Source organism: Bradyrhizobium sp. DOA9 (assembly GCF_000617845.2).
Lineage (GTDB): Bacteria > Pseudomonadota > Alphaproteobacteria > Rhizobiales > Xanthobacteraceae > Bradyrhizobium.
Genome location: NZ_DF820425.1, coordinates 5,245,586 through 5,270,630 on the forward strand (window position 1 = coordinate 5,245,586; position 25,045 = coordinate 5,270,630).

Genomic DNA, 25,045 nt, shown 5'->3' on the forward strand with positions numbered 1-25,045 from the left:
TCAACGAATGGACTGCTTGTAGGCAAGTCCGGCGGCGCAGACGGCGAAGAACAGCGCCCAGAGCAGACTGGTCTCCTGCGACGCGTTCATGAAGTAACGCTGCAGCAGGAACATGAAGGCAGCCGCGATCGCGGCGTGCATGGCGACGAAGCCCCATCTCTTCACGGCCGCGGTCCCTCCGGTTACGAGGAGATCACGCATCAGGTGACCTCCTTGAGCGTGGTCGGTCCTGATATCGGCGCCGAGAACTGGCGGCCGTTCTGCGGACCCGGCTTGGGCGGATTGCCCGACGCGAAGCCATCGAGCACCTTGCCGAAGCTTTCCTTGGTCAGGTCCTCATAGGTGTCCTTGCCGATCAGCACCATCGGCGCGTTCACGCAGGCGCCCAGGCACTCCACCTCCTCCCAGCTGAAATTGCCGTCCTTGGAGAGATGGAAGGGCTCGTGATGGATGCGGTGCTCGCAGACGTGAATCAGATCCTCGGCGCCGCGCAGCCGGCATGGCGTGGTGCCACAGACCTGGACGTGGGCCTTCTTGCCGACGGGCGCGAGCTGGAACATGGTGTAGAAGGTCGCGACCTCCAGCACGCGGATATAGGGCATGTCGAGCATGTCGGCGATGACGCGAATCGCGGCTTCCGACACCCAGCCCTCGTTCTGCTCCTGCGCGCGCCAGAGAATGGCGATGACGGCGGAGGCCTGGCGGCCGGCTGGATATTTCGCGATCTGCTGCCGGGCGAATGCGAGGTTCTCCTCCGTGAACGCAAAGCTCGCGGGCTGGACTTCCTTCGGTGCTAATCGGCGAACGGACATAGCTCAATCTCTCACTGCATGCGGCGCGCGGACTTGGCATTCAGGTTTTTGGCATTCAGGTTCTTGGCGTTGAGGGCTTCGATCCTGTCCTGCCAGAATGCGCTTGCGGTGCCGAAAACGTTGTAGCCGACATGGGTCGAGACCTTGATGCGGTCGAGGATCGACAGCTCGGTCACGGTCTCCATGCGGTTGCTGCGCGGATCGAACACGATCAGCTTCAGCGGGGTCTGTTCGAGGATGAAGCGCGACACGGCGTGCGAGCGGTCGCTGCCGTGCTCCTCGCACATGATGACGCTGTCCGCCTGAAGCAATCGTGCCCCGCCCTTGATCGCCTCGATCTCGACGCCCTCGACGTCGAGCTTGATCAGGTACTTGCCGCTCGCTGCGATCTTGCCGTCGTCGATGAGGTCGTCGAGCGCAATCACCGGCACCTCCTCGCCGCCCGCCGAGGGATCGCCGGCGATGCTGAAGGCCTCGTGCTTGGTGCCCGAGAGCCGCGCGGTTCCGCGCGCCGCACCGATCGCGCACTTCATGGTCTCGAAACGGTTGCCGTTGACACGGGCGTTGTTGGCGAGCTTCGCATAGTTCTGGCCCGACGGCTCGATCGCGATCGCCTTGTGCGCGCCGAAAGGCTTGCTCGACACCAGCACCGACCAGTAGCCGTAATTGGCGCCGCAATCGAGCAGCGTGTAGTCGACGTCGATGGAGTCGGCGAACAGCAGCTCGAGTTCGTCTTCATAGTTGTACGAGCGGTTGAGCAGCTTGCTCCAATAGCCGTCGCCGTAGGGAAACTCGAACACCGCGTCGGGATTGAGCCTGATCGCGATGTTGCGCTCGGGCAGCGTCTTGCGCAGCAAATTCGCGCAGGCGATGTAGCCCATATGCGAGAAGTGCGAGGAGATCTTCGATCCCGTCACCAGCGCCAAGGCAGCCGTCCGCTCCCACAGGTTGGCCCCTTCAAGGGCCCCCGAGGCGCGGTCAAACTGGATTGGCGTCTGCTGCCCCATCACCGATCGACCTCTCCGAACACGATGTCGAGCGAGCCGAGGATCGCCGAGACGTCGGCGAGCAGATGGCCGCGGCAGATGTGGTCCATGGCCTGCAGATGGGCAAAGCCCGGCGCGCGGATCTTGCACTTGTAGGGCTTGTTGGTGCCGTCGGCGACGAGATAGACGCCGAACTCGCCCTTGGGCGCCTCGACCGCGGCATAGATTTCGCCGGCCGGCACGTGGACGCCCTCGGTGTAGAGCTTGAAGTGGTGGATCAGCGCTTCCATCGAGCGCTTCATCTCGCCGCGGCGCGGCGGCGCGACCTTGTTGTCTTCGACGACGACGGGGCCCTTGCCGTCGGGCGCGTTCAGCTTCTGGATGCACTGCTTCATGATGCGCACGGACTGGCGCATCTCTTCCATGCGGATCAGATAGCGGTCGTAGCAGTCGCCGTTCTTGCCGATCGGAATGTCGAAATCCATCTCGGCGTAGCACTCATAGGGCTGCGACTTGCGCAGGTCCCAGGCCGCGCCCGAGCCGCGCACCATCACGCCCGAGAAGCCCCACTCCCAGGCTTCCTTCAGCGGCACCACGCCGATGTCGACGTTGCGCTGCTTGAAGATGCGGTTGGCGGTGAGCAGCCGGTCGAGATCGTCGACCACCTTGAGGAACGGATCGCACCAGGCCTCGATGTCGTCGACCAGCTTCTGCGGCAGGTCCTGGTGCACGCCGCCGATACGGAAATAAGCCGCATGCATGCGGCTGCCCGAGGCGCGCTCGTAGAACACCATCAGCTTCTCGCGCTCTTCGAAGCCCCACAGCGGCGGGGTCAGCGCGCCGACGTCCATCGCCTGCGTGGTGACGTTGAGAAGATGCGAGAGGATACGGCCGATCTCGCAATAGAGCACGCGGATCAGCTGGCCGCGGCGCGGCACCTCGATGCCGAGCAGCCTTTCGGCGGCGAGGCAGAAGGCGTGCTCCTGGTTCATCGGCGCGACGTAGTCGAGCCGGTCGAAATAGGGGATCGCCTGCAGGTACGTCTTCTGCTCGATCAGCTTCTCGGTGCCGCGATGAAGCAGGCCGATATGCGGATCGACGCGCTCGACCACCTCGCCGTCGAGTTCGAGCACGAGACGCAACACACCGTGGGCCGCAGGATGCTGCGGTCCAAAGTTGATGGTGAAGTTGCGGAGATTTTCAGGTTGCTCGTTCATGATCAGACCTTCGGCCCCGCTTTTTCATCGCCCGGAAGCACCGGATAGTCGGCACCTTCCCAAGGAGACAAAAAGTCGAACTTGCGGAATTCCTGGTTGAGCCTGACAGGCTCGTACACCACCCGCTTCTCCTGGTCGTCGTAGCGGACCTCGACGAAGCCGGTGAGCGGGAAGTCCTTGCGCAGCGGATGGCCTTCGAAACCGTAGTCCGTGAGGATGCGACGCATGTCGGGATGGCCGACGAAGAACACGCCGTAGAGGTCGTAGGCTTCGCGCTCGAACCAGTCGGCGCCGGGAAAGATTTCGATCAGCGACGGCACCTGCGTGGTCTCGTCGGCTTGCGCCTTGAGCCGGATGCGCGCGTTCAGCGTCGGCGACAGGAAATGATAGATCACGTCGAAGCGCTTCTCGCGATCCGGGTAGTCCACCGCCGTGATGTCGGTGATGTTGACGAAACGGCAGTTCGGGTCATCACGGAGGTACTTGACCACCTCGACAATCCTGGCGGCCTGGACATCCACGGTGAGCTGGTTGAAGGCCACCGAGTGACCGGTCGCGGCGCCCGGAAGCGCGCTAACGATCGTCTGCCCCAGGGCGTCGAGCTTGGCGTCGTCCATGACGTAAAACCTTAGCGTTCGATGGTGCCGGTGCGCCGGATCTTCTTCTGCAGCAGCAGCACGCCGTAGAGCAGCGCTTCCGCCGTAGGCGGGCAGCCCGGCACGTAGATGTCGATCGGCACGATGCGGTCGCAACCGCGCACGACCGAGTAGGAATAGTGATAATAGCCGCCGCCATTGGCGCAGGAGCCCATCGAGATGACGTAGCGCGGCTCGGGCATCTGGTCGTAGACCTTGCGCAGCGCCGGCGCCATCTTGTTGGTCAGCGTTCCCGCCACGATCATCACGTCGGACTGGCGCGGCGAGGCACGCGGAGCGAAGCCGAAGCGCTCGACGTCGTAGCGCGGCATCGAGACCTGCATCATCTCGACCGCGCAGCAGGCGAGACCGAAGGTCATCCACATCAGGGAGCCGGTGCGGGCCCAGGTGATGAGGTCGTCGGTCGCGGCCACGAAGAAGCCCTTGTCGGACAGCTCGGAATTGACCTCGAGGAAGAACGGATCATTGGCCCCGACCGGCTTGCCGGTCGACGGGTCCAGGATGCCCTTCGGGGCCGGTGCGATCAACGGACCTGCGGACTGCGTAGCCGGGTTCAATCCCATTCGAGGGCCCCTTTCTTCCATTCATAGGCGAACCCGACCGTCAGCACGGCGAGGAACACCACCATGGACCAGAAGCCGGTCGCGCCAAGCTTGCCGAACGCCACCGCCCAGGGAAACAGAAACGCCACCTCGAGATCGAAGATGATGAAGAGGATGGCGACGAGATAGAAGCGGACGTCGAACTTCATGCGGGCGTCGTCGAAGGCGTTGAAGCCGCACTCGTAGGCCGACAGCTTTTCGGGATCCGGCTGCTGGAACGCCACGATGAACGGCGCGATCAGCAGCACGAGGCCGATGAGGCCCGCTACCCCTATGAAGACGACGAGTGGAAGATAGTTCTGCAGAATGCCGCTCATTGGCGAGCCCTTTTTCCCGCAGCCTCGGGACAGCCACGGATTCGTCCGATTTGGAATTATTCTGAGCCTTAGCGCAGTGCACCAATGGGCGCAAGACACGCTCTTTTCAGGCCCTTTGCCGCCCCCAGAGCGGTGAAAATCCCGGAATCACCCCGCGGCTGGTATGGAGCAGATCGCCATGGCCAGCAAGGGCTGCCACGGTCTCGCAGGTCAGCCGTTCGGAGACTGCGGCGCTCGGTCCGAGCCAGCTATTTGCTGCGCGCTGACCGTCCAAAATCCTCGGGTTTTGCTGCAGCAGCGCACTCAGCCCCGGCAATCGCCGCCGCAGGGGCACCCCCCGCCGTTCCGGCGACATGTTCTGCCGATGGTCCCTCCAAGCCGGCCCGGCCGGGAAGCCAACGATGGGGCCGCCGCATCGGGTGCGGGAAAGACACGTTTCCACAGCCGCGAGTGATCAGAACAGCCATGCATCACGACGGGACCGCTCGTCTGACGAATGCGCCGGCGGTCGGCTTGAAGCCGGCCGCGAGCGCGGCGGCTGCGGCGACGTGCTGGTCGCGCGCGCCGCGCTCGGATGAGCTTCGGGCCGGGGGGCTTGGCCCGCGAGCTCATCGTGACGGCAGATCAGCGGCCGTCCGGGCGAACCCGAACGAACATCACGATCAGTTGCTCCAAGCCCCGGGGTCTTCCGGCCCCGCCCTCACCATTTGTAGGAGACGCTGGCGGTGATACGCCGACGATCGCCGTAGAAGCAGGACGAGGCCGACGCGCAGCTGGCGACATAGATCTTGTCGGTCAGGTTGATCACGTTCAGCGCCGTGCGCCAGTTCTGCCACTCGTAATGGAGGGCGAGATCGCCGAGCACGACCGCGGGAACCTCGAGCGTGTTGGCAGTGTCCGCCCAGGACGAGCCGATGTAACGCACGCCACCGCCAAAGCCGAACCCTGCGAGCGGACCGTCCTTGAAGGTGTAGTCCGCCCAGCCGGACACCAGGAGTTCGGGCGTGTTGGTCGGTGTCTTGCCGACGAGCGTCGGATCGAGATCCTTGCTCACAAAGAGATTGTAGGAGGTGAAGGAGCCGATGAATTTCAGCTCCTTCGTGGCGTTGGCCACCGCTTCGAGCTCGATGCCGCGCGAGGTCACCTCGCCGGTCTGGTTTTGCAGCACCGGCGTCGTCACCGTCGTCGTCGCAACGTTCTGGCGAACCAGATCGAAAACCGAGACAGTGAAATAGCCGTCGAATCCGACCGGCGCGACCTTCACGCCGATCTCGGCCTGCTTGCCGGTCTCCGGCAGGAACAGCTGATTTTGCGCGTTAAGGCCGATGATCGGGTTGTAGCTCGTCGAATAGGAGACGTAGGGCGCGATGCCATTGTCGAAATTGTAGATCAGCCCCGCCCGCCCGCTGAACTTGCTGTCGTCGCGGCTGGCAACCGTGGCGCCGGTGTCGCGGGCTTCCTGGGTCGTCTCGACCCAGTCGTTGCGGCCGCTCAGCACCAGCGTGAAGTTGCCGAGCTTCATCTGATCCTGGAGGTAGGTGCCGGCCTGCTTCTGCGTGATCAGGTAGTTGCGGAACGGCGCGCTTGATAACGCAACCTCGGCCGCGCCGTAGGCGGGATTGAAGACGTTGATCGAGGATACGCCGAATCCGAAGGCCTGGTAGTCGTCGATCTGATAGCCCTTGAGATCGACACCGAACAGCATCGTGTGCCTGATGGCGCCGGTGTTGAAACGGTACTCCAGCTGGTTGTCGAGATTGGCCTGGTTCGCGGTGTTTTTCGCATACCAGTTATAGCGGCCCATCGTCGCCGTGTTGATGTTGTCCCAGCCGTTGCCGACATAGCCGCGATAGGTGATGTCGACATGCGCAAAGCGCGCGTTCTGACGGAACGTCACATCGTCGGTGAGATGGCGCTCGAACTGGTAGCCGAGCATCTCCTGCTCGCGCGTGAACTTGTCGACGCTGGGGTCGCCGGCGAAGAAGCTGGTCGGGATCTTGCCGAAGGGCGCGCTGGTCACCGTGCCCTGATAGGGCAGGAAGTTGATGCCGCGGGTGTCCTGCTTCGAGGCCGACGCCAGCACCGTGAAGGTCGTGTCGGCATCGGGCTTCCAGGTGAACGACGGTGCGATGAAATAGTTGTTGTCAGGCGTGAAGTCGACCTGCGTGCCGCCGTTCCTGACCTCGCCGACGAAGCGGTAGAACAGCTTTCCGTCCTGGGGCTGCGTCGCGACCGGCCCGCCGACATCGAAGCCGACATAGGCGTTGCCGAAATTGTTGACGCCGGTCTCGATGTAACGGATCGGCTCGGCCGGCGGCATCTTGCTGATGACGTTGACGATGCCGCTCGGGCTCGATCCGCCGTAGAGCACGGCGGACGGACCGCGCAGCACTTCGACACGTTCCATGTTGGACGGCGGCAGCCGCCAGCTCGCATAGGCCGTGTAGAACAGCTGCATGCCGTCAAGGAACAGCCCGATGTCGTCGGACTTGAAGCCGCGGATCAGCCACCAATCGTTGCGCGTGTCCGCACCGAAGGTCCCTGCCCGCACGCCGGCGGTGTAGCGCAGGACCTCATCGAGCTTGTTCGGCTTCTGGTCGCGGATCTGCTCGGCACCGATGACGGACACCGCCTGCGGCGTTTCCATGATCGGCGTGTTGGTCTTGGTGCCCGAAGAGCTGCGGCCGGCGACGTAGCCGTTCACCGGACCGCGCGGCGTCTCGACGAAGCCGACGTCGCGCCGTGGCTGCGGCTTGTTGCGCTCGGTGGTCTGCACCGGTGATCGCGCCGCGCGGCGCTGTGGAGCCGCGGCAGCACGTCTGCGTGTTTGCGGCGCGGTGACGGTTACCGAAGGCAGATTTTGCGCGCCACTCTGCGCGGAAGATTGTGCAAGCGATGCCTGAGGCATCAAGACCCAAGCGGATGCGGTCGCCAACACGGCCGACCGCAGCATTCCAAGACTGTTCAACGCGCCACCCCGAAGCTGCATGTTCGATGCGTCATGCCGCCTGTCCCGGAACGGCATGCGCTCGTGATGACGCTTATGTGAGGGCGCGCGATTTCCCTAATTGAAAGCTTCTTAGAAAGACTCTTAGATGCGATCCAACATGTCCGGAGATTGCTGCGAGATCAGCGCGCCGACTTCTGATTATCCGATTCTCAGACCGTTTGCGGAAGCCCGGGCCCGTCGCCTTAGCTTTCGTCGGAGCCGGACGCGACAACCGGTCCCGCCCGGCCCGGACGGGCAGATGAAACCATTTTGCGGAACCCGCGAAACCATCCGGAAACAGATGGTCCTTAGAAGATGAGCCCATAGACGACGGCAAAGCCCGTCGGGAGGCTCAGATGAACCACTCTATTCATTCTGCTGATCGTGCGACCCACCTGAAGATCGTGGTGGTGGCGCTGGTGGCCGGCATTGCCGTGGCCGGCTTCGGGATCGCGGCCCGCACCAATGCCGATTACAGCCAGACCGCCCAGTCCACCCAGGTCATCAAGGCCGGCAAGCCCGTGGTGGTGACCAGCGCGGGGACGTCGGAGATTCGCTGAGACCTGCCCTTTTGGCTGACCATTGGCCGCCGCCGGGCGGCCTTTTTCGTTTTCCAGAGCAATGCTTAGCGGGGACGCCCAGGGGAAGCGCAACGTCCTTGACTTCACCATGTCCCCCCTTTAAGTCCCCCCTCGTTCCGCGCGCGTTCAGCGAACCACGCGGGAGTAGCTCAGTTGGTTAGAGCGCCGGCCTGTCACGCCGGAGGTCGCGGGTTCGAGCCCCGTCTCTCGCGCCATTTTTGGCAACCCCCTCATAAGCTTAGCCCGAACCTCTCGACGCCTTTCGCGGCTCTGCGCGCAATTTCAGGCGGCCGTCGGGAACTCTCGGCATAGTCAGCCCGCGTCCGAATCGTCTACGCCTGGAAAGACTTAGAGGGACCCCACATATTCTCGGCTGTTTTCGGGACTCCCTGTCATTGGACGATGAGGAGGCCAGACATGGCTAAGAAGGATCCGGCCAAGAAGGATTCGGGGAAGAAGGCCGCCGCGCCCGCCACGATCACGCTCAAGCACCTCGCCGCCGACATTGCCGAGCGCCAGGATGTCTCCAAAAAGCATGCCGAGGCGGTCCTGACCGACATGGTCGATTTGATCACCAAGCACCTCAAGAAGGGCGACCGGGTCCGCATCGTCGGCCTTGGCATCCTCCAGGTCCGCAAGCGCGCCGCCCGCACCGGCCGCAATCCCTCCACCGGCGAAGCGATCCACATCAAGGCCAGCAGGAAGGTCGCGTTCCGCCCGGTGAAGGAACTGAAGGAGGCGATCTGAGGGTACTTTTCGTTAAGCTTGATCCTCAAGCCTGACCCGAGCTCGTTCCGGCCGCATCGCAGCCCGCTTTTCTGATATACCGCCAGCTTCCCGAACACCCGGCGGTTGACCAGAAATGTCCTCCCTCTCCTTTTCACATACCGTGACCGAGCGCTTCCTGCGCTACGTCACCATCGACACCCAGTCCGATCCGGCATCGCCCCACTCGCCGTCGACCGAGAAGCAAAAGGATCTCGGCCGCGTGCTCGCTGCCGAGCTGAAGGCCATGGGCGTCGCGGACGCGCATCTCGACGAATACGGCTACGTCTACGGAACGATCCCGGCCAACACCGACAAGAAGGTGCCGGTGATCTGCTTCTGCTCGCACATGGACACCTCGCCCGACGTCACCGGCAAGGACGTCAAGCCGCAGGTCGTGAAGAACTATCGCGGCGGCGACATCGTCCTGCCCGGCGACACCAGCCAGGTGATCCGCTTCAACGAGCATCCGGCGCTGAAGAGCCAGATCGGCAACGACATCATCACCACCGACGGCACCACGCTGTTGGGGGCCGACAACAAGGCCGGCGTTGCCGAGATCATGGATGCCGCGCATTTCTTCCTCAACAATCCCGACGTGAAGCACGGCACCATCAAGATCCTGTTCACGCCGGACGAGGAGATCGGCCGCGGCGTCGACAATGTCGACCTGAACAAGCTGGGGGCCGATTTCGGCTACACCATGGACGGCGAGAGCGCCGGCTGTGTCGAGGACGAGACCTTCTCGGCCGACGGCGCCACCATCACCATCAACGGCGTCAGCGCCCATCCCGGCTACGCCAAGGGCAAGATGGAGCACGCGATCAAGATCGCCGCCGCCATCGTCGAGCGTCTGCCGAAGGAGGGCTGCTCGCCCGAGACCACCTCGGGCAAGCAGGGCTTTCTGCATCCGATCGGCATCGACGGCGCGCTGGAACAGGCGACGCTCTCCTTCATCGTCCGCGACTTCACCGAGGACGGGCTGAAGGAGAAGGAGGCGCTGCTCGAGGGCATCGTCAAGGACGTGATGAAGGACTATCCGCGCTCGACCTACAAATTCGAGGTCAAGGAGCAGTACCGCAACATGAAGCAGGTGATCGATCGTCACCCGCACGTGCTCGAATACGCCATCGAGGCGATCCGTCGCGCCGGCCTGCGCCCGATGCGCACCGCGATCCGCGGCGGCACCGACGGCTCGCGTCTGTCCTTCATGGGCCTGCCCTGCCCCAACATCTTCGCCGGCGAGCATGCCTTCCATTCGCGGCTCGAATGGGTCAGCCGGCAGGACATGGAAAAGGCGGTGCAGACCATCGTGCATCTGGCGATGATCTGGGAAGAGAAGGCCTGAGGCTTCCTGCAGACGTCGACGATGGCCGAGCTTGCGCTCGGCCATTTCCATTTGATTGAGAGCCTACGGCACCGGCATTGCGCGCGGGGTGCGATGGAAGCGGTTGGCGCTCGCCATCCAGCTCGGCAACGGTGCTCCGTCGCGATGTCGTCCGCCGGCCACGGCTGCAGCCCAGGCGACTGCGGCGCCGATCAGGGTCGCGGCTGCGACGGAGAACGCCACGATGATCGAGTTGCGTCGCGCGCGGTTGATGGCCGTCTTCGAATCCACGATCAGCGCATCCACCCGCCGCTCGGACTCGGGGGCCGCCAATCCCGTCGCGGCAGCGACCAGTTGCACGAGGTAGGTCCGATCATCGGCGCTGACGCCGCTGTGGCTGGACGAGGTCATCAGGATACGTCCGGCTTCGGCGCGCGCGTCCCTCAGGTCGGTGTTCGGCGCGCGGCGCGGCGCGCGGAACAGCTTGTCGAGCTCATAGCTCAACAAGGGCTCGGCCGCCGAAGTGTTGCTGGCCGAGCTGCGCATCGGCGAACGGTCGATCGCGGCGGCGCCGAGGAGCGCCAGCAGCGCTGCGCCGGCCAGGACCGCGAGCGCCCAGGCCGTCAGGCCATGGAGTCCGTCCCGCCGCTCGCCGTCATCCTCGATCGTTGCGAGCGCGGGTTCGGACCGGGTCGTTCGGCCGGCGACGTAGCCGCCGAAGCCGAAGCTGATGATCGCCTGGATGATCAGATACAGCCCGGAGAGCAGCGCCAGCGACGCCGAGGCATCGCGCCAGGTCGGCGAGGCCGAGCTGACACCGAGGCCGACCGCGACGCCAAAGCCGATCAGGATGAACGACATTGCACTTGCAGCAAGCGCGCCTGCGAAAACCGAGCTCCACTGGATCGTTCGAGGCGCCTCGCCTGCCAGGCCGCCTTCCATGACCTCTTCCCGTACGAGCGTTTCCATTGCCGTTCTCTCAGCGTAGGCCGAAGAACGACAGGATCGCCATGATGACGACGATCAAGCCGATCAGATAAATCAACCCGTCCATTGTCCGTCCTCCTCAGTTCTTCTGCTCGCTAATCGCGAGCTATGAGGAACGTTCCAAATTGGACAGATCGTCTGGAACGAACTTGGAAGATGCGGGTTGTCTGCTCAAGTCCTAGGGATAGAGATTGTGAGCATATGAGGCCTCAGCCGGCTCGACCGGCTGGGGCCTTTCCGCGTTGCGGCCGGCGCGTCTCCTCCTGTCGTATGTTAACGACGCCGGGACCGGGATCATCAATGATGCGATCGGGGCGGAACCTCCAGATCAGGAGAGGCGCGTGGATCGCAGAACGGCGTGCCTGCATCAAGCCAATGCATTCCGGGAGAAGGCCCTCGCCGATCCCGAGCACCAGGACGAATGGATCGACGAAGCCATCAAATGGCTGGAACGGGCGATGGAAGCGAGCTGTCGCGCCGTCGTCACCATGGAAGGCGACGAGGGCAGCGAAACTCCGGCGCCCGCGATCGAGACCACGGCGCCACATCGGCGCGTCATTGTGCGGCAGTGAGTGGCGCAGGCAGCGTATGCGCTGCTGCGGCAATTGTTCGAGGGACGTAACAATATTGCGGGTCGACACTGTTCCCGCAGCCATGCTAGGCCGAGCACAGACCGCAACCAGAGTGACCTCGTGCTCGCAAGCCGCCAGCCCTCAGGATCCTGCCGCTCGCGCACCTGGCGCGGGCTGCTGTCCGTGCTGATCGCGGCCGTCTATCTGATCGCCGGCGCGCTGCACGGCGTACACGATATCGACGTCACCACGCCCAGCGGCGGCTCGGAGATCGCCGCGATGCTCGATGGCGCCAGCGGCCACCTCGACCACAAGGCCATCGGCGGACATCATTGCCACGGCTGCTTCTCGGTGACCGTGGCACAGCCGGCGCCAGCGACAGCAGCAACCGCGCTTGTGTCGGCGCCGAACCCGCAACGGGCCCCGCGGCTCGCCGGAATCGTTCCCGATACCGACTCTCCTCCTCCCAGACCTGTTGCCTGAACGGATTGGTCGGGCGCCCCGCGCCCTTTAGGTTCATGCTTCACGGGTCGGTTTCATGTTTCGCAGGGGAATGGCCGCGCGCCTGGCGTGCGCGGCAGCGTGTCTGATTGCAGCATCGACGCTTTCGCACGCCCAGACTTTGACGATGCGGAGCGCGCTGTCGCGCGCTCTGGCCGCAAGCCCGCGCCTGACGGCGGCGGAGCGCGACGTCGGCATCGCCACGGGCCAGCGCATCCAGGCGGGCGCCCTGCTCAATCCGGAGCTGTCCTACGAACAGGACGATTCATTCGGCTCCGGCAGATATCGCGGGACGCGCTCGGCCGAGACCACGCTGCAGATCAGCCAGGCCTTCGAGCTGTTCGGCAAGCGCGAGGCGCGGATCGCCGCAGGCGCAGCCGGCGTCGAGGTCGCGGCGATCCAGCGCAAGGCGATCAGGCTGGAGGTGCTGTCGGAGACCGCGATCGCCTTTCTCAGCGTGCTCGGCGCGCAGCGGCGGATCCAGATCCTCGACGAGCAGATCGCCGCCATCGACCAGCTGACACCGCTTCTGCGCCGCCGCGTCGAGGCCGGCGCCTCCTCGCCGGCCGAGACCGGCCGCGCCGAGGTCGCCTCCGCCCTGGTCAAGGCCGACCGCGAGCGCTTCAAGGCGACGCTGGCGAGCGCCCGGCGCGAGCTTGCGGTGTTGATGGGCGATGCGTCCGCGAAGTTCGGCGAGGTCTCGGGCCGGCTCGACACCACCGGCCGGCCGCCGACGTTCCAGTCGGTCGTCGCCGCCATCGATGCCAATCCACAATTGGTGCGCTGGACCGCGGTCTATGCCCAGCGCAATGCCGAGCTGCTGCTGGCCCGGCTCAGGCCGTATCCGGACGTACGGATCGCGGCCGGCTGGCGCCACTTCAACGAAACGGGCGACGATGCGGCGCGGCTGACCGTCTCCGTGCCGATCCCCGTGTTCGACCAGAACCAGGGCAACATCCTCTCCGCGCAGGAAAGCCTCGCCAAGACCAAAGCCGAGCGCGAGGCCAATCGCAACACGCTGATCGTGATCGCCGGCCGCGCCTATGACTCGCTGCAGGGCTCGCTACGCGAGCTCGCGGTGCTGCGCGAGACCGCGATCCCCAAGGCCGTCGAGGCGTCCGAGGCGATCTCGCAAGGCTACGGCCAGGGCCGCTTCACCTTGCTCGAGGTGCTGGACGCGCAAGCGAGCGTCAGCCAGGCGCGGCTGCGCGAGCAGGAGGCGCTGCAGAATTTCCACGCCGGCGTGGCGATCATCGAGGGCCTCGTCGGCAATCCCTTTGCGCTGGCCCGGGAGAGCGCGCGATGAAGACGTCTTCCACCATCATCCTCGTGGCCATCGCCGCCGCCGCGCTCGGCGCTTACGGCTATTCCCTGCTCGCAGCGGACAAGCTCGCGCACACCGAGCATGGCGAGCACGCCGAGCATTCCGAACACAAGAAACCGAACGATCGCGTCGAGCAGGACGAGCACGGCGCCGACCGCATCCGCATCTCCGACGTCAAGCTCGCCGCAGCCGGCGTGGTGCTGGCGGAAGCCGCCAGCGCGACGCTGACCGACACGCTCGCCTTCAACGGCATCCTGCGCGCCAACCAGGAAGCCGTGGTGCAGGTAACGCCGCGCTTTCCGGGCCTCGCCAAATCCATCCAGAAGCGGATCGGCGACAAGGTCGGCAAGGACGACCTGCTCGCCGCGATCGAAAGCAACCAGAGCCTGACCGTCTACGAGCTCAAGGCGCCCATTGCCGGCACCATCATCGAGCGGCAGATCTCGCTCGGCGAATACGCCTCCGAGCAGAAGCCGGCCTTCGTCGTCGCCGACCTCTCCACCATCTGGGTCGATCTGTCGATCTACCGGCAGGATCTCCGCCGCGTCCGCCTCAACGACGAGGTGCTGATCGATCCCGACGACGGCCGCGGCGAGATCAAGGGCACGATCTCCTACATGGCGCCGATCGGCAGTAGCGAGACCCAGACGGCGCTGGCGCGCGTGGTGCTGCCCAATCCGGACGGTCGCTTGCGGCCCGGCCTGTTCGTCACGGCGCGGCTGATCCTCGCCGCGCGCAACGTCGCGGTTGCCGTCCGGCGGAGCGCGATCCAGACGCTGGAGAACAAGACCATCGTGTTCGTGCGCGAGGACGGCGACAAGATCGAGGCGCGTCCGGTCGAGCTTGGCGATTCCGATCCGCGCCACGTCGAGATCAAGGCAGGCCTTGCGGCCGGCGAGCATTACGTCGCGGAGAACAGCTTCGTCGTGAAGGCGGAGATGGGCAAGGGCGAGGCCGAGCATGATTGAGCGCTTCATCGCCGTCTCGCTGCAGCAACGTTGGCTCGTCCTCCTGCTCGCGCTCGGCGCGGTCGCCTTCGGCGCCTGGAATTTCCAGCGCCTGCCGATCGACGCCGTGCCTGACATCACCAACGTCCAGGTCCAGATCAACACCCGCGCGCCCGGCTATTCGCCGCTGGAAACGGAGCAGCGCATCACCTTCCCGGTCGAGACCGCGATGGGCGGACTCCCGAAGCTCGACTACACCCGCTCGCTGTCGCGCTACGGCCTCAGCCAGGTGACGATCGTCTTCAAGGACGGCACCGACATCTACTTCGCCCGGCAACTCGTCGGCGAGCGCATCCAGCAGGTGAAGGACCAGCTGCCTGTTGGCGTCGAGGTCGCGATGGGCCCGGTCTCGACCGGCCTCGGCGAGATATTCATGTACACGGTCGAAGCGAAGGCGGGCGCGAAGACGCAGGCGGGCCATGATTATTCCCTGACCGCTCTGCGCACCGTGCAGGACTGGATCATCCGGCCCCAGCTCCGCAACGTGCCTGGTGTGATCGAGGTCAATACGATCGGCGGCTTCGAGCGTCAGTTCCACGTGCTGCCTGACCCCGGCAAGCTGATGGCCTACCGGCTCGGCTTTCGCGACGTGATGACGGCGCTCGCCGCCAACAACGCCAATGTCGGAGCCGGCTATATCGAGCGCAACGGCGAGCAATATCTGGTTCGCTCGCCGGGCCAGGTCGGCAATATCGGCGAGATCCAGGACATCGTCATCGGCTCGCGCGGCGGCAATCCCGTCAGAATCAGGGATGTCGCGACCGTGACGGAAGGCCGCGATTTGCGTACGGGCGCCGCGACGTGGAACGGCGAGGAGACGGTGCTCGGCACCGCCATGCTGCTGATCGGCGAGAACAGCCGGACCGTCGCCCGCCGCGTCGCGGCCCGTCTCGAGGAGATCGCCAAATCGCTCCCCGAGGGCGTCGTGACGCGGACCGTCTACGACCGCACGGATCTGGTCGAAGCCACCATCCGCACCGTCCGGAACAACCTGCTGGAAGGCGCTGCGCTGGTCGTGGCGGTGCTGTTCCTGATCCTCGGCAACATCCGCGCCGCCCTGGTCACGGCCTGCGTCATTCCGCTGTCCATGGCCATGACCATCACTGGCATGGTCGAGACCAAGGTCAGCGCGAACCTGATGTCGCTTGGCGCAATCGACTTCGGCATCATCGTCGATGGTGCCGTGATCATCGTGGAGAACTGCCTGCGCATGCTGGCGGCGGCACAGCGCGAGAAAGGCGGGCTGCTGACGACCAGCGAACGGCTGCGCGCGATCCTGCGCGGGTCGAACGAGGTGATCAAGCCGAGCCTGTTCGGGACGCTGATCATCGCGGTGGTCTATCTGCCCGTGCTGACGCTGACCGGCGTCGAGGGCAAGATGTTCACGCCGATGGCACTGACGGTGCTGATGGCGCTGGGCGCGGCCGTGCTGTTCTCCATCACCTTCGTGCCGGCGGCCGTTGCCATCTTCGTCACCGGCAAGGTGTCCGAGCATGAGAACCTGTTCATGCGGGCGGCGAAGCGCGCCTATCTCCCCCTGCTCCGCTTTGCCATCGACAATCGCGCCACGGTCGCCATCATGGCCGTGGTCATCGTGGTCGCGAGCGGCATCGCCGCTTCGCGCATGGGCGGCGAGTTCATTCCGAGCCTCGACGAAGGCGACGTCGCGCTGGCGTCGATCCGGATTCCCGGCACCAGCCTCACCCAGTCGCTGGACCTACAGAAGGCGCTGGAAAAGCGCATTAAGCAGGTTCCGGAGGTGAAGGAGTTCTTCACCCGCATCGGCACCGCGGAGATCGCCACCGATCCGATGTCGTCGGCGCAGACCGACGGCTACGTCATGCTGAAGCCGCGTGCCGAATGGCCCGACCCCGGCAAGTCGAAATCGGAGGTGGTCAAGGCCATCGAGCATGCCGCAGACGAGATCCCCGGCAGCGCCTACGAAATCTCCCAGCCGATCCAGTTCCGCGTCAACGAGCTGATCTCCGGCGTGCGCACCGACGTCGGCGTCAAGATCTTCGGCGACGATCTCGACATCCTGCAAGGCGCCGCCAGGCAGGTGGAGGCCGCGATCCGCGGCATCCGCGGCGCCAGCGACGTCAAGATCGAGCAGGTCGCGGGCCTGCCGATCCTCACCGTCCGCCTCGACCGCCAGGCACTCGCCCGCTACGGCCTCAGCGCCAGCGAGGTGCAGGGCATCGTCGAGATCGCGGTCGGCGGCAAGTCGGCCGGCAAGCTGTTCGGAGGCGATCGCCGTTTCGACATCGTCGTGCGCCTGCCGGAGCATTTGCGCGGCAATCTCGAGGCGATCAGGGCGATCCCGATCCCGCTGCCGCCCGGAGAGGAATCCGGCTCCGGCACGGCCGTTCGAACGGCGCTGGCCAGCTCTCCCCTCGCCCAGATGCGCTATGTGCCGCTAGCGTCGGTCGCCACCGTCGATGCGACCCCGGGGCCCAACCAGATCAGCCGCGAGAATGGCAAGCGGCGGATCGTCGTCACCGCCAATGTTCGCGCACGCGACCTCGGCTCTTTCGTCGCGGAGGCCGAAGCGGCGGTGGCCGAGAAGGTCAAGCTGCCGCCGGGCTACTTCATCGGCTGGGGCGGCCAGTTCGAGCAATTGGTCTCGGCCACCAAGCGGCTGACGATCGTGGTGCCGGTGGCGCTGCTGCTGGTGTTCCTGCTGCTGTTCATGGGCATGGGATCGGTGGCCGATGCGGCGCTGGTGTTCTCCGGCGTGCCGCTGGCGCTGACCGGGGGCGTCGCCGCGCTGCTGCTGCGCGACATTCCGCTGTCCATCAGCGCCGGCGTCGGTTTCATCGCGCTGTCCGGCGTCGCCGTGCTCAACGGCCTCGTCATCATCGCCTTCATAGAGCGGCTGCGCAGCGAGGGACGATCCGTCGCGGAGGCCGTGCGCGAAGGCGCGCTGACGCGGCTGCGCCCGGTGCTGATGACGGCCCTCGTCGCCTCACTCGGCTTCGTGCCGATGGCGCTCGCCACCGGCGCCGGTGCCGAGGTGCAGCGGCCGCTCGCAACCGTGGTGATCGGCGGCATCATCTCGTCGACCGTCCTGACGCTGCTGGTGCTGCCGGCGCTCTACGTGCTGTTCCGCCGTGACGTGGCAAGTGAAAGGCCTACAATGGCGCCCGATTTGACGGCGTTTGGAGAGCGCTAGATTGGGCAGCCACGACCACCACGGTCACCACCACCACGATCATGCGGGCCACGCGCATGACCATGGCCACGATCATGGTCATGCACACGATCATGGTCACGGGCACGGCCATGTCCACACGCCCGCCAATTTCGGCAAGGCGTTCGCGCTCGGCATTGCGCTCAACATCGCGCTGGTCGTGGCCGAGGCGATTTACGGCTATATCGGCAACTCCACCGCCCTGCTCGCCGATGCCGGCCATAACCTGTCCGACGTGCTCGGTCTCGTCATCGCCTGGGGCGCCTCGATCGCAGCCCGCCGCGCGCCGAGCGGCCGCTTCACCTACGGATTTCGCGCCTCCACCATCCTGGCGGCGCTCGCCAACGCCGTGTTCCTGCTGGTCGCGACCGGCGCCATCGGCTGGGAGGCGATCCTGCGCCTGCGCGAGCCGGAGCCGGTCGCAGGCGTCACCGTGATGGTGGTCGCGGGCGTCGGCATCCTCATCAACGGCTTTACCGCCCTGCTGTTCGCGAGCGGCCGCAAGGACGACATCAACATCGAAGGCGCCTATCTGCACATGGCGGCAGACGCCGCGGTCTCGCTCGGCGTCGTGGTCTCGGCCGCGCTGATCATCTGGACCGGCTGGCTCTGGCTCGATCCCCTCACCAGCCTCGTCATCTGCGCCACCATCCTCTGGAGCGCGACCAGCCTCTTGCGCGGCTCCATCCACATGTCCATGGCGGCCGCGCCGGAGGGAACCGACCTTGCCGCAATCAGGGCGTTCCTGCTGGCGCGGCCGGGCGTCTCAGGGATTCACGATCTCCACGTCTGGCCGATCTCGACCACGGAGACCGCGCTGACCTGCCACCTCGTCATGCCGGCCGGCAGCGGCGATGCGTTCCTGATGGAGACCGCGCAGCTCCTCAAGACATCGTTCCGCATCGGCCACACCACGCTTCAGATCGAGACCCATCCCGACAATGGCTGCGCGCTGGCGCCGGATGACGTGGTGTGAGCCGAGTGCTCGCATCTATCCCCGTCATTGCGAGGAGCACTTGCGACGAAGCAATCCAGAGTCCCGCCGCGGAAAGACTCTGGATTGCTTCGCTGCGCTCGCAATGACGGCGGAGAGAGCTGCGGCCTACCCCGCCTTCGCCGTCACGATCCAGATCGCGCCCTGCAGTGCCACGCTCTGCCCCTTCAAAAACGGCGCGAGCATTTCGCGGATCGAGGCTTTTGCGGCCTCGTAGGTCTGCGGCGGATGGCCCTGGAGTGCGCGGCTGGCGGGACCGATCTGGAGCGCGCCGTCGACGGCGGCATCGAGCCCGCCGCCGATAGCAATGTCCATCGCCAGATTGTGCGGCTCCATCGCCGCGTCGACGAAGCCTGCGCCTTTCAATATGCGCATGACGCGCTCTTCCGAGGCAAAGGCGAACGGGCCCGGCTCCTCCGGACCGACCGGCGGCATCTTGGGCACGTGCTTGTAGACCGCCATCAGCGGCGCCATCGCCCATGGATTCTCCTTCGGCTCGCGCCAGCAAGCGAAGGCCAGCCGCCCGGTCGGCTTCAGCGCGCGGCGGAGATTGGTGAAGGACGCGACGGGGTCGGCGAAGAACATGACGCCGAAGCGTGAAGCGAGCAGATCGAAGCTCGCCGGCTCGAACGGATACACCGTCGCATCCGCCAGCACGAAGTCGAGCGGCAAGCCTTTCGGCGCCAGCGCGCGCGCCTGCGACAGCATCGGCTCGGAGACGTCGAGCCCAAGCGCAAAACCATCGGGCGCCACCGCCTTCGCGAACGCGACAGTCGTCGCACCGGAGCCGCAGCCGACGTCGAGCACGCGCTCGCCCGGCCGGGGCTTGGCGCGCGCGATCAGGACGTCGGCAATGGGGCCGAGCAGTTTCTCCTGCGCCGCATGCCGATCGGCCCAGCGCCGCCCGCTCGGGCCGTTCCAATAGGCGATCTGATCGGCGTTTTGCTCGTGTCCGCTCGGCTGTTGCATCGGGTTCCTCAGTCACTTTGCCTGGCGGTGATATCACGTTGAAGGCCCGTCAAGCGCTCAAATGAGCTGGATTTACGCTGTTGCCGCCCCTTGCTCCTCCCCCCGCCGGAGGGCTAAAGAGGGCGCCATGGGGCGGTTAGCTCAGCTGGTTAGAGCATCTCGTTTACACCGAGAGGGTCCGCGGTTCGAATCCGTGACCGCCCACCAGCCTTCGCGAGCTACGGCTCGGCAGGCCAGCACAGCAGGTCATGAGCGCGAAGCCGGTGAAGGCTGGCGCGCCGAAGCCCAAAGGGCGAAGGCGGGCTAGGCAAGCCCAATCTCAATCCCGCGGCCGCCCTGGCAGCAGCGGCACCGCATCGATCCAGACAGCCGCCGATTGGCACCAGATCTGCCGCACCGGCCTCAGCGCATCGCGCTGGCGGATCGAGCCCCAGCGGATGCCCCAATCGTCGGCCTGGTCGCCCTCGCCACTGGTGAACAGCGGGGAACCGCAGTCGCCGCAGAAATGCTGGAAGCGCATCCGGCCGTTGTCGCCGCGCTTGCCGTAGATTTTGGGCGTACCGCGGGTCAGGCGGACATCGGCCCGGGTGCAGATGGCCGTCACGCGGAACGGCGAGCCGGTCAGCGTCTGGCAATCGGTGCAGTGACAGACCGACACCCCTTCCGGATCGACATCGGCCTCGAAGGCGATCGCCCCGCAATGACATTGCCCGTCGATCTGCATTGCCTCCTCCCTGTCGCCCAAACAAAAACGGCGCCCGAAGGCGCCGTTTTATCATCATTTTCGAGCCGCACACTCAGTGCGCGGTCAGGCCGCCGGCGGCTTCATCGCCATCAGGCTTCACCGTCACCTTGGTGTCCTCTTCCCAGACGATCGGCACCGGCTTCTTCACCAAGGCCTTGGCGACGACGTCGTCGAGGCGCGAGACCGGGATGATCTCCATGCCGCCCTTGATCGCATCGGAAATCTCCGTGAGATCCTTGGCGTTGTCCTCGGGGATCAGCACCGTCTTGATGCCGCCGCGGGCCGCAGCCAGCAGCTTCTCCTTCAGGCCGCCGATCGGCAGCACGCGGCCGCGCAGCGTGATTTCGCCGGTCATCGCGACATCATGGCGGACCGGAATGCCGGTCATGACCGAGATGATCGCGGTGGCCATCGCAACGCCTGCTGACGGACCATCCTTCGGCGTCGCACCCTCCGGCACGTGCACGTGGATGTCGCGCTTGTCAAACAGCGGCGGCTCGACGCCGTAGTTGATCGCGCGCGAGCGGACGTAGGACGCCGCCGCGGAGATCGACTCCTTCATGACGTCGCGCAGATTGCCCGTCACCGTCATCTTGCCCTTGCCGGGCATCATGACGCCTTCGATCGTCAGCAGCTCGCCGCCGACATCGGTCCAGGCAAGGCCGGTGACGATGCCGACCTGCGGCTCGCTCTCGATCTCGCCGAAGCGGTACTTCGGCACGCCGAGCAGCTCTTCCAGAGTCTTCTCGGTGACCTTGACCGACTTCTTCTTGGAGATCATCAGCTCCTTCACCGCCTTGCGGGCCAGTGTGGAGAGCTCACGCTCCAGATTGCGCACGCCCGCTTCGCGGGTGTAGCGGCGGATCAGAAGCAGCAGCGCCTCGTCGTCGATCGAGAACTCCTTGGAGTCGAGGCCATGCTTGGACACCGCGTTCGGGATCAGGTGCTTGCGCGCGATCTCGACCTTCTCGTTCTCGGTGTAGCCCGCGATCCGGATGATCTCCATGCGGTCCATCAGCGGCCCCGGAATATTGAGCGTATTCGCGGTGGTGATGAACATCACGTTGGACAGATCGTAGTCGACCTCGAGATAGTGGTCGTTGAAGGTCCCGTTCTGCTCGGGGTCGAGCACCTCGAGCAGCGCCGAGGACGGATCGCCGCGGAAATCGGCGCCCATCTTGTCGATCTCGTCCAAAAGGAACAGCGGATTGGACGACTTGGCCTTGCGCATCGACTGGATGATCTTGCCGGGCATCGAGCCGATATAGGTGCGGCGGTGACCGCGGATCTCGGCCTCATCGCGCACGCCGCCGAGCGAGACGCGCACGAATTCGCGCCCCGTCGCCTTCGCGATCGACTTGCCGAGCGAGGTCTTGCCGACGCCGGGAGGCCCGACCAGGCACAGGATCGGCCCGGTCAGCTTGTTGGCGCGCGACTGCACCGCGAGGTACTCGACGATGCGCTCCTTGACCTTCTCGAGCCCGTAGTGATCGGAGTCCAGGATGGCTTGCGCCTGCTCCAGGTCCTTCTTCACCTTGGACTTCTTGTTCCACGGGATCGACAGCAGCCAGTCCAGATAATTGCGAACGACGGTCGCTTCCGCGGACATCGGCGACATCTGGCGCAGCTTCTTCAATTCATGCTGCGCCTTCTCGCGCGCTTCCTTGGAGAGCTTGGTCTTGGAGATCTTCTCCTCGAGGTCGGCGAGCTCGTCGCGACCGTCGTCGTCGCCGAGTTCCTTCTGGATCGCCTTCATCTGCTCGTTGAGATAATACTCGCGCTGGGTCTTCTCCATCTGGCGTTTGACACGCGAGCGGATGCGCTTCTCGACCTGCAGCACCGAGATCTCGCTCTCCATCAGGCCGAGCACCTTCTCCAGGCGCGTGGTGACGGACAGCGTCTCCAGGATTCCTTGCCGATCGGCGATCTTGACGGCGAGATGCGAGGCAACGGTGTCGGCGAGCTTGGCGAAATCGGTGATCGCCTGCACGACGCCGACGACCTCGGCCGAAATCTTCTTGTTGAGCTTCACATAGCTCTCGAAGTCGGACACGACCGAGCGCGCCAGCGCTTCCGCCTCGACCGATTTCGCATCGGTGTCGGCGAGCGCGACCGCGGTCGCCTCATAATAGTCCGCGCGATCGGTGTACTTCGCCACGCGCGCACGCTCGAGCCCTTCGACCAGCACCTTCACGGTGCCGTCGGGGAGCTTCAGGAGCTGCAGCACGCTGGCAAGCGTCCCGGTCTCGTAAATGGCATCGGGCGCCGGATCATCGTCGGACGCGTTCTTCTGCGTCGCGAGCATGATCAGCGCGTCGTTCTTCATCACCTCTTCGAGCGCGCGGATCGACTTCTCGCGGCCGACGAAGAGCGGAACGATCATGTGCGGGAAGACGACGATGTCGCGCAGCGGCAGCACGGGATAGGCGTGCGCTTCGCCATGAACGATGGTTGGCCGGGGTTTTGGATTGGTCATGGCCTTTTCCTTTTGCTTTGCCCCCTTGCACGCAGCCCGCTGATCACGCGCAACCGCCACAAGGTGCCGAGGTGATCCGCAGAACCGGTCGGTCCTTTACAAGTTGGACCGGCTCGCCGGAACGGAACTGAGGCGAATCTTGAAGAGATTTTTCGCTCGCCGCCGACATTAGGTGGCTATCGACCCGGGGGGTGTCAAGTCATTGAAAGACGCGCGCCATCAGGCGCTTACGCACGCAATAAGCGACGCAACACCGGCTGCGGAAATACCGGTTCCGCAGCCCACTTCGAGGACACGATTGGAGCGTTCCAGCGCCGTCGGATCAGGCGCTGGCGTTCTCGACGGCGCGATCGGACCGATCGGCGTAGATGTAGAGCGGACGGGCCGTGCCTTCCACGACTTCGCGGGAAATCACGACTTCTTCCACACCTTCCAGGCCCGGCAGGTCGAACATGGTCTCGAGCAGGATCGCCTCGAGGATCGAGCGCAGGCCTCGCGCGCCGGTCTTGCGCTCGATCGCCTTGCGGGCGACCGCGCCAAGCGCCTCGTCGGCGAAGGTCAGCTCGATGTTCTCCATCTCGAACAGCCGCTGGTACTGTTTCACCAGCGCGTTCTTCGGCTCCGTCAGGATCTTCTTGAGCGAGGTCTCGTCGAGATCCTCGAGGGTCGCCACGACCGGCAGACGGCCGACGAACTCGGGGATGAGGCCGTACTTCAGGAGGTCCTCGGGCTCGACGTGACGGAAGATCTCACCGGTCCGGCGGTCCTCAGGCGCGAGCACCTGGGCGCCGAAGCCGATCGAGGTCGACCGACCGCGTGCCGAGATGATCTTCTCGAGGCCGGCGAAAGCGCCGCCGCAGATGAACAGGATGTTGGTGGTATCCACCTGCAGGAACTCCTGCTGCGGATGCTTTCGGCCGCCCTGCGGCGGGACCGAAGCCACCGTGCCTTCCATGATCTTGAGCAGCGCCTGCTGCACGCCCTCACCCGACACGTCACGCGTGATCGAGGGGTTGTCGGACTTGCGACTGATCTTGTCGATTTCGTCGATGTAGACGATGCCGCGCTGGGCACGCTCGACGTTGTAATCGGCGGCCTGGAGCAGCTTCAGGATGATGTTCTCGACGTCCTCGCCGACATAGCCGGCTTCGGTCAGCGTGGTCGCATCGGCCATCGTGAACGGCACGTCCAGGATGCGGGCGAGCGTCTGCGCGAGCAGCGTCTTGCCCGAGCCGGTCGGACCGATCAGCAGGATGTTCGACTTCGCGAGCTCGACGTCGTTGTGCTTGGTCTGATGGTTGAGGCGCTTGTAGTGATTGTGCACCGCGACCGAGAGGACCTTCTTCGCATGGCTCTGGCCGATGACGTAATCGTCCAGCACCTTGCAGATTTCCTTTGGCGTCGGAATACCGTCGCGCGACTTGACCAGCGAGGACTTGTTCTCCTCGCGGATGATGTCCATGCAGAGCTCGACGCACTCGTCGCAGATGAAGACCGTGGGACCCGCGATCAGTTTGCGGACTTCGTGCTGGCTCTTGCCGCAGAACGAGCAATATAGCGTGTTCTTGGAGTCGCTCGTGCCGACCTTACTCATTCATGTCTCCGTCCGCGGTTCGATCCCGTTCCGCTCGATCGCTCCATTCCGACACGATGGCCGGCATGAAGCTTAAGTAGAGCAAATTCCGTACCAAAAAAGACCCTACGCCTTACTACATCCTGCGCGAATCACGGTCGCTCGATTCTCCCGCGATCAGCCGATCAATCGTAGCCAACCATGCTGTCACCCGACTATCAAGAATTCGCTAATCGGGGGTCGCCGGCAAGCCGTGACAATACCGTGATTTCCGGTCTTGGCACGAGCGAAGTGATCGAAAACACCCCGGCGTTGCTGGATTGCCACGAAAAACAAGCACGAAAGCGGAACTTTCTGCTTGTCGCGGGGCGCAAAACCGCGTTTTGCACCGCGCGCACGCGCACCTAACGTGAACGCCGCCCTGACGGGTCCACGGCAAACCGAGGGATCGTCGT

23 protein-coding genes and 2 tRNA genes are annotated in these 25,045 nt (G+C 64.8%); 12 read left to right on the forward strand and 13 right to left on the reverse strand.

Annotated elements, in window-relative coordinates; translation table 11 throughout:
- From BDOA9_RS24555 to BDOA9_RS24590, 8 genes are all read right to left on the reverse strand, one after another.
- Positions 1-201, reverse strand: a complete 201-nt coding sequence (locus BDOA9_RS24555) for a hypothetical protein (RefSeq protein ID WP_025036618.1) — start codon at positions 199-201, stop codon at positions 1-3.
- Positions 201-812: an NADH-quinone oxidoreductase subunit NuoE gene (nuoE, locus tag BDOA9_RS24560; RefSeq protein WP_025036619.1), complete on the reverse strand. Its 612-nt coding sequence runs from the start codon at positions 810-812 to the stop codon at positions 201-203. The genes BDOA9_RS24555 and nuoE overlap by 1 nt, the downstream gene beginning before the upstream one ends.
- An 11-nt stretch (positions 813-823) precedes the next feature.
- The gene (locus BDOA9_RS24565; RefSeq protein ID WP_025036620.1) at positions 824-1,819 is read right to left on the reverse strand and encodes an FkbM family methyltransferase; all 996 of its coding nucleotides are present in this window, start codon (positions 1,817-1,819) and stop codon (positions 824-826) included.
- The gene (locus BDOA9_RS24570) at positions 1,819-3,015 is read right to left on the reverse strand and encodes an NADH-quinone oxidoreductase subunit D (protein WP_025036621.1); all 1,197 of its coding nucleotides are present in this window, start codon (positions 3,013-3,015) and stop codon (positions 1,819-1,821) included. The genes BDOA9_RS24565 and BDOA9_RS24570 overlap by 1 nt, the downstream gene beginning before the upstream one ends.
- Positions 3,016-3,017: 2 nt before the next feature.
- Positions 3,018-3,632, reverse strand: coding sequence for an NADH-quinone oxidoreductase subunit C (locus BDOA9_RS24575; protein WP_025036622.1), 615 nt, complete (start codon positions 3,630-3,632; stop codon positions 3,018-3,020).
- Positions 3,633-3,643: 11 nt separating this feature from the next.
- Positions 3,644-4,234 carry a NuoB/complex I 20 kDa subunit family protein gene (locus BDOA9_RS24580; protein ID WP_025036623.1) on the reverse strand — a complete coding sequence of 197 codons (591 nt, stop codon included), beginning with the start codon at positions 4,232-4,234 and terminating at the stop codon, positions 3,644-3,646.
- On the reverse strand, positions 4,225-4,590 hold the full coding sequence (locus BDOA9_RS24585) for an NADH-quinone oxidoreductase subunit A (protein WP_008136158.1): 366 nt from the start codon (positions 4,588-4,590) through the stop codon (positions 4,225-4,227). Before BDOA9_RS24585 ends, BDOA9_RS24580 begins: the two co-directional genes overlap by 10 nt.
- A 700-nt stretch (positions 4,591-5,290) precedes the next feature.
- On the reverse strand, positions 5,291-7,543 hold the full coding sequence (locus BDOA9_RS24590) for a TonB-dependent siderophore receptor (RefSeq protein WP_025036624.1): 2,253 nt from the start codon (positions 7,541-7,543) through the stop codon (positions 5,291-5,293).
- 392 nt (positions 7,544-7,935) lie between these two features.
- On the opposite strand from BDOA9_RS24590, the gene BDOA9_RS24595 reads away from it, so the two are divergent.
- From BDOA9_RS24595 to pepT, 4 genes are all read left to right on the forward strand, one after another.
- Positions 7,936-8,139, forward strand: a complete 204-nt coding sequence (locus BDOA9_RS24595) for a hypothetical protein (protein ID WP_025036625.1) — start codon at positions 7,936-7,938, stop codon at positions 8,137-8,139.
- 159 nt (positions 8,140-8,298) lie between these two features.
- A tRNA-Asp gene (locus tag BDOA9_RS24600) sits at positions 8,299-8,375 on the forward strand.
- Between the two features lie 202 nt (positions 8,376-8,577).
- Positions 8,578-8,907, forward strand: coding sequence for an HU family DNA-binding protein (locus BDOA9_RS24605; RefSeq protein WP_025036626.1), 330 nt, complete (start codon positions 8,578-8,580; stop codon positions 8,905-8,907).
- Positions 8,908-9,022: 115 nt separating this feature from the next.
- Positions 9,023-10,273 carry a peptidase T gene (gene pepT / locus BDOA9_RS24610; RefSeq protein ID WP_025036627.1) on the forward strand — a complete coding sequence of 417 codons (1,251 nt, stop codon included), beginning with the start codon at positions 9,023-9,025 and terminating at the stop codon, positions 10,271-10,273.
- 63 nt (positions 10,274-10,336) lie between these two features.
- Here pepT and BDOA9_RS24615 read toward each other — a convergent pair whose 3' ends face one another.
- Positions 10,337-11,221, reverse strand: coding sequence for a hypothetical protein (locus BDOA9_RS24615; RefSeq protein ID WP_025036628.1), 885 nt, complete (start codon positions 11,219-11,221; stop codon positions 10,337-10,339).
- A 359-nt stretch (positions 11,222-11,580) separates the two neighbouring features.
- Here BDOA9_RS24615 and BDOA9_RS24620 point away from each other — a divergent pair, with 359 nt between their 5' ends.
- The 6 genes from BDOA9_RS24620 to BDOA9_RS24645 all read left to right on the forward strand — a co-directional run bounded on the left by BDOA9_RS24620 (position 11,581) and on the right by BDOA9_RS24645 (position 18,809).
- On the forward strand, positions 11,581-11,811 hold the full coding sequence (locus BDOA9_RS24620) for a hypothetical protein (protein WP_025036629.1): 231 nt from the start codon (positions 11,581-11,583) through the stop codon (positions 11,809-11,811).
- 120 nt (positions 11,812-11,931) lie between these two features.
- Positions 11,932-12,294, forward strand: coding sequence for a hypothetical protein (locus BDOA9_RS24625; RefSeq protein WP_025036630.1), 363 nt, complete (start codon positions 11,932-11,934; stop codon positions 12,292-12,294).
- Between the two features lie 55 nt (positions 12,295-12,349).
- Positions 12,350-13,618 carry a divalent metal ion exporter subunit IhpA gene (ihpA, locus tag BDOA9_RS24630; protein WP_025036631.1) on the forward strand — a complete coding sequence of 423 codons (1,269 nt, stop codon included), beginning with the start codon at positions 12,350-12,352 and terminating at the stop codon, positions 13,616-13,618.
- A complete protein-coding gene (ihpB, locus tag BDOA9_RS24635) occupies positions 13,615-14,604 on the forward strand; it encodes a divalent metal ion exporter adaptor subunit IhpB (protein ID WP_025036632.1) in 990 nt (329 codons plus the stop codon). Before ihpA ends, ihpB begins: the two co-directional genes overlap by 4 nt.
- Complete coding sequence (locus BDOA9_RS24640) at positions 14,597-17,815, forward strand: efflux RND transporter permease subunit (RefSeq protein WP_025036633.1); 3,219 nt, start codon at positions 14,597-14,599, stop codon at positions 17,813-17,815. The genes ihpB and BDOA9_RS24640 overlap by 8 nt, the downstream gene beginning before the upstream one ends.
- Before the next feature lies 1 nt (position 17,816).
- On the forward strand, positions 17,817-18,809 hold the full coding sequence (locus tag BDOA9_RS24645; protein WP_025036634.1) for a cation diffusion facilitator family transporter: 993 nt from the start codon (positions 17,817-17,819) through the stop codon (positions 18,807-18,809).
- Positions 18,810-18,935: 126 nt separating this feature from the next.
- On the opposite strand, the gene BDOA9_RS24650 is transcribed toward BDOA9_RS24645, so the two are convergent.
- Positions 18,936-19,796, reverse strand: a complete 861-nt coding sequence (locus BDOA9_RS24650; protein ID WP_025036635.1) for a class I SAM-dependent methyltransferase — start codon at positions 19,794-19,796, stop codon at positions 18,936-18,938.
- A gap of 130 nt (positions 19,797-19,926) precedes the next feature.
- Between BDOA9_RS24650 and BDOA9_RS24655 the strand changes: the two genes are divergently transcribed.
- Positions 19,927-20,003 (forward strand) — tRNA-Val (locus BDOA9_RS24655).
- A 112-nt stretch (positions 20,004-20,115) separates the two neighbouring features.
- On the opposite strand, the gene BDOA9_RS24660 is transcribed toward BDOA9_RS24655, so the two are convergent.
- From BDOA9_RS24660 to clpX, 3 genes are all read right to left on the reverse strand, one after another.
- On the reverse strand, positions 20,116-20,520 hold the full coding sequence (locus tag BDOA9_RS24660) for a GFA family protein (protein WP_025036636.1): 405 nt from the start codon (positions 20,518-20,520) through the stop codon (positions 20,116-20,118).
- A 73-nt stretch (positions 20,521-20,593) separates the two neighbouring features.
- Entirely contained in the window at positions 20,594-23,017 is a 2,424-nt protein-coding gene (gene lon / locus BDOA9_RS24665) for an endopeptidase La (RefSeq protein WP_025036637.1), read from the reverse strand.
- Between the two features lie 322 nt (positions 23,018-23,339).
- The gene (gene clpX / locus BDOA9_RS24670) at positions 23,340-24,611 is read right to left on the reverse strand and encodes an ATP-dependent Clp protease ATP-binding subunit ClpX (protein WP_008547851.1); all 1,272 of its coding nucleotides are present in this window, start codon (positions 24,609-24,611) and stop codon (positions 23,340-23,342) included.
- Between the two features lie 180 nt (positions 24,612-24,791).
- Here clpX and BDOA9_RS38160 point away from each other — a divergent pair, with 180 nt between their 5' ends.
- Positions 24,792-24,998: a hypothetical protein gene (locus tag BDOA9_RS38160; protein WP_152033448.1), complete on the forward strand. Its 207-nt coding sequence runs from the start codon at positions 24,792-24,794 to the stop codon at positions 24,996-24,998.
- Positions 24,999-25,045: the final 47 nt, after the last annotated feature.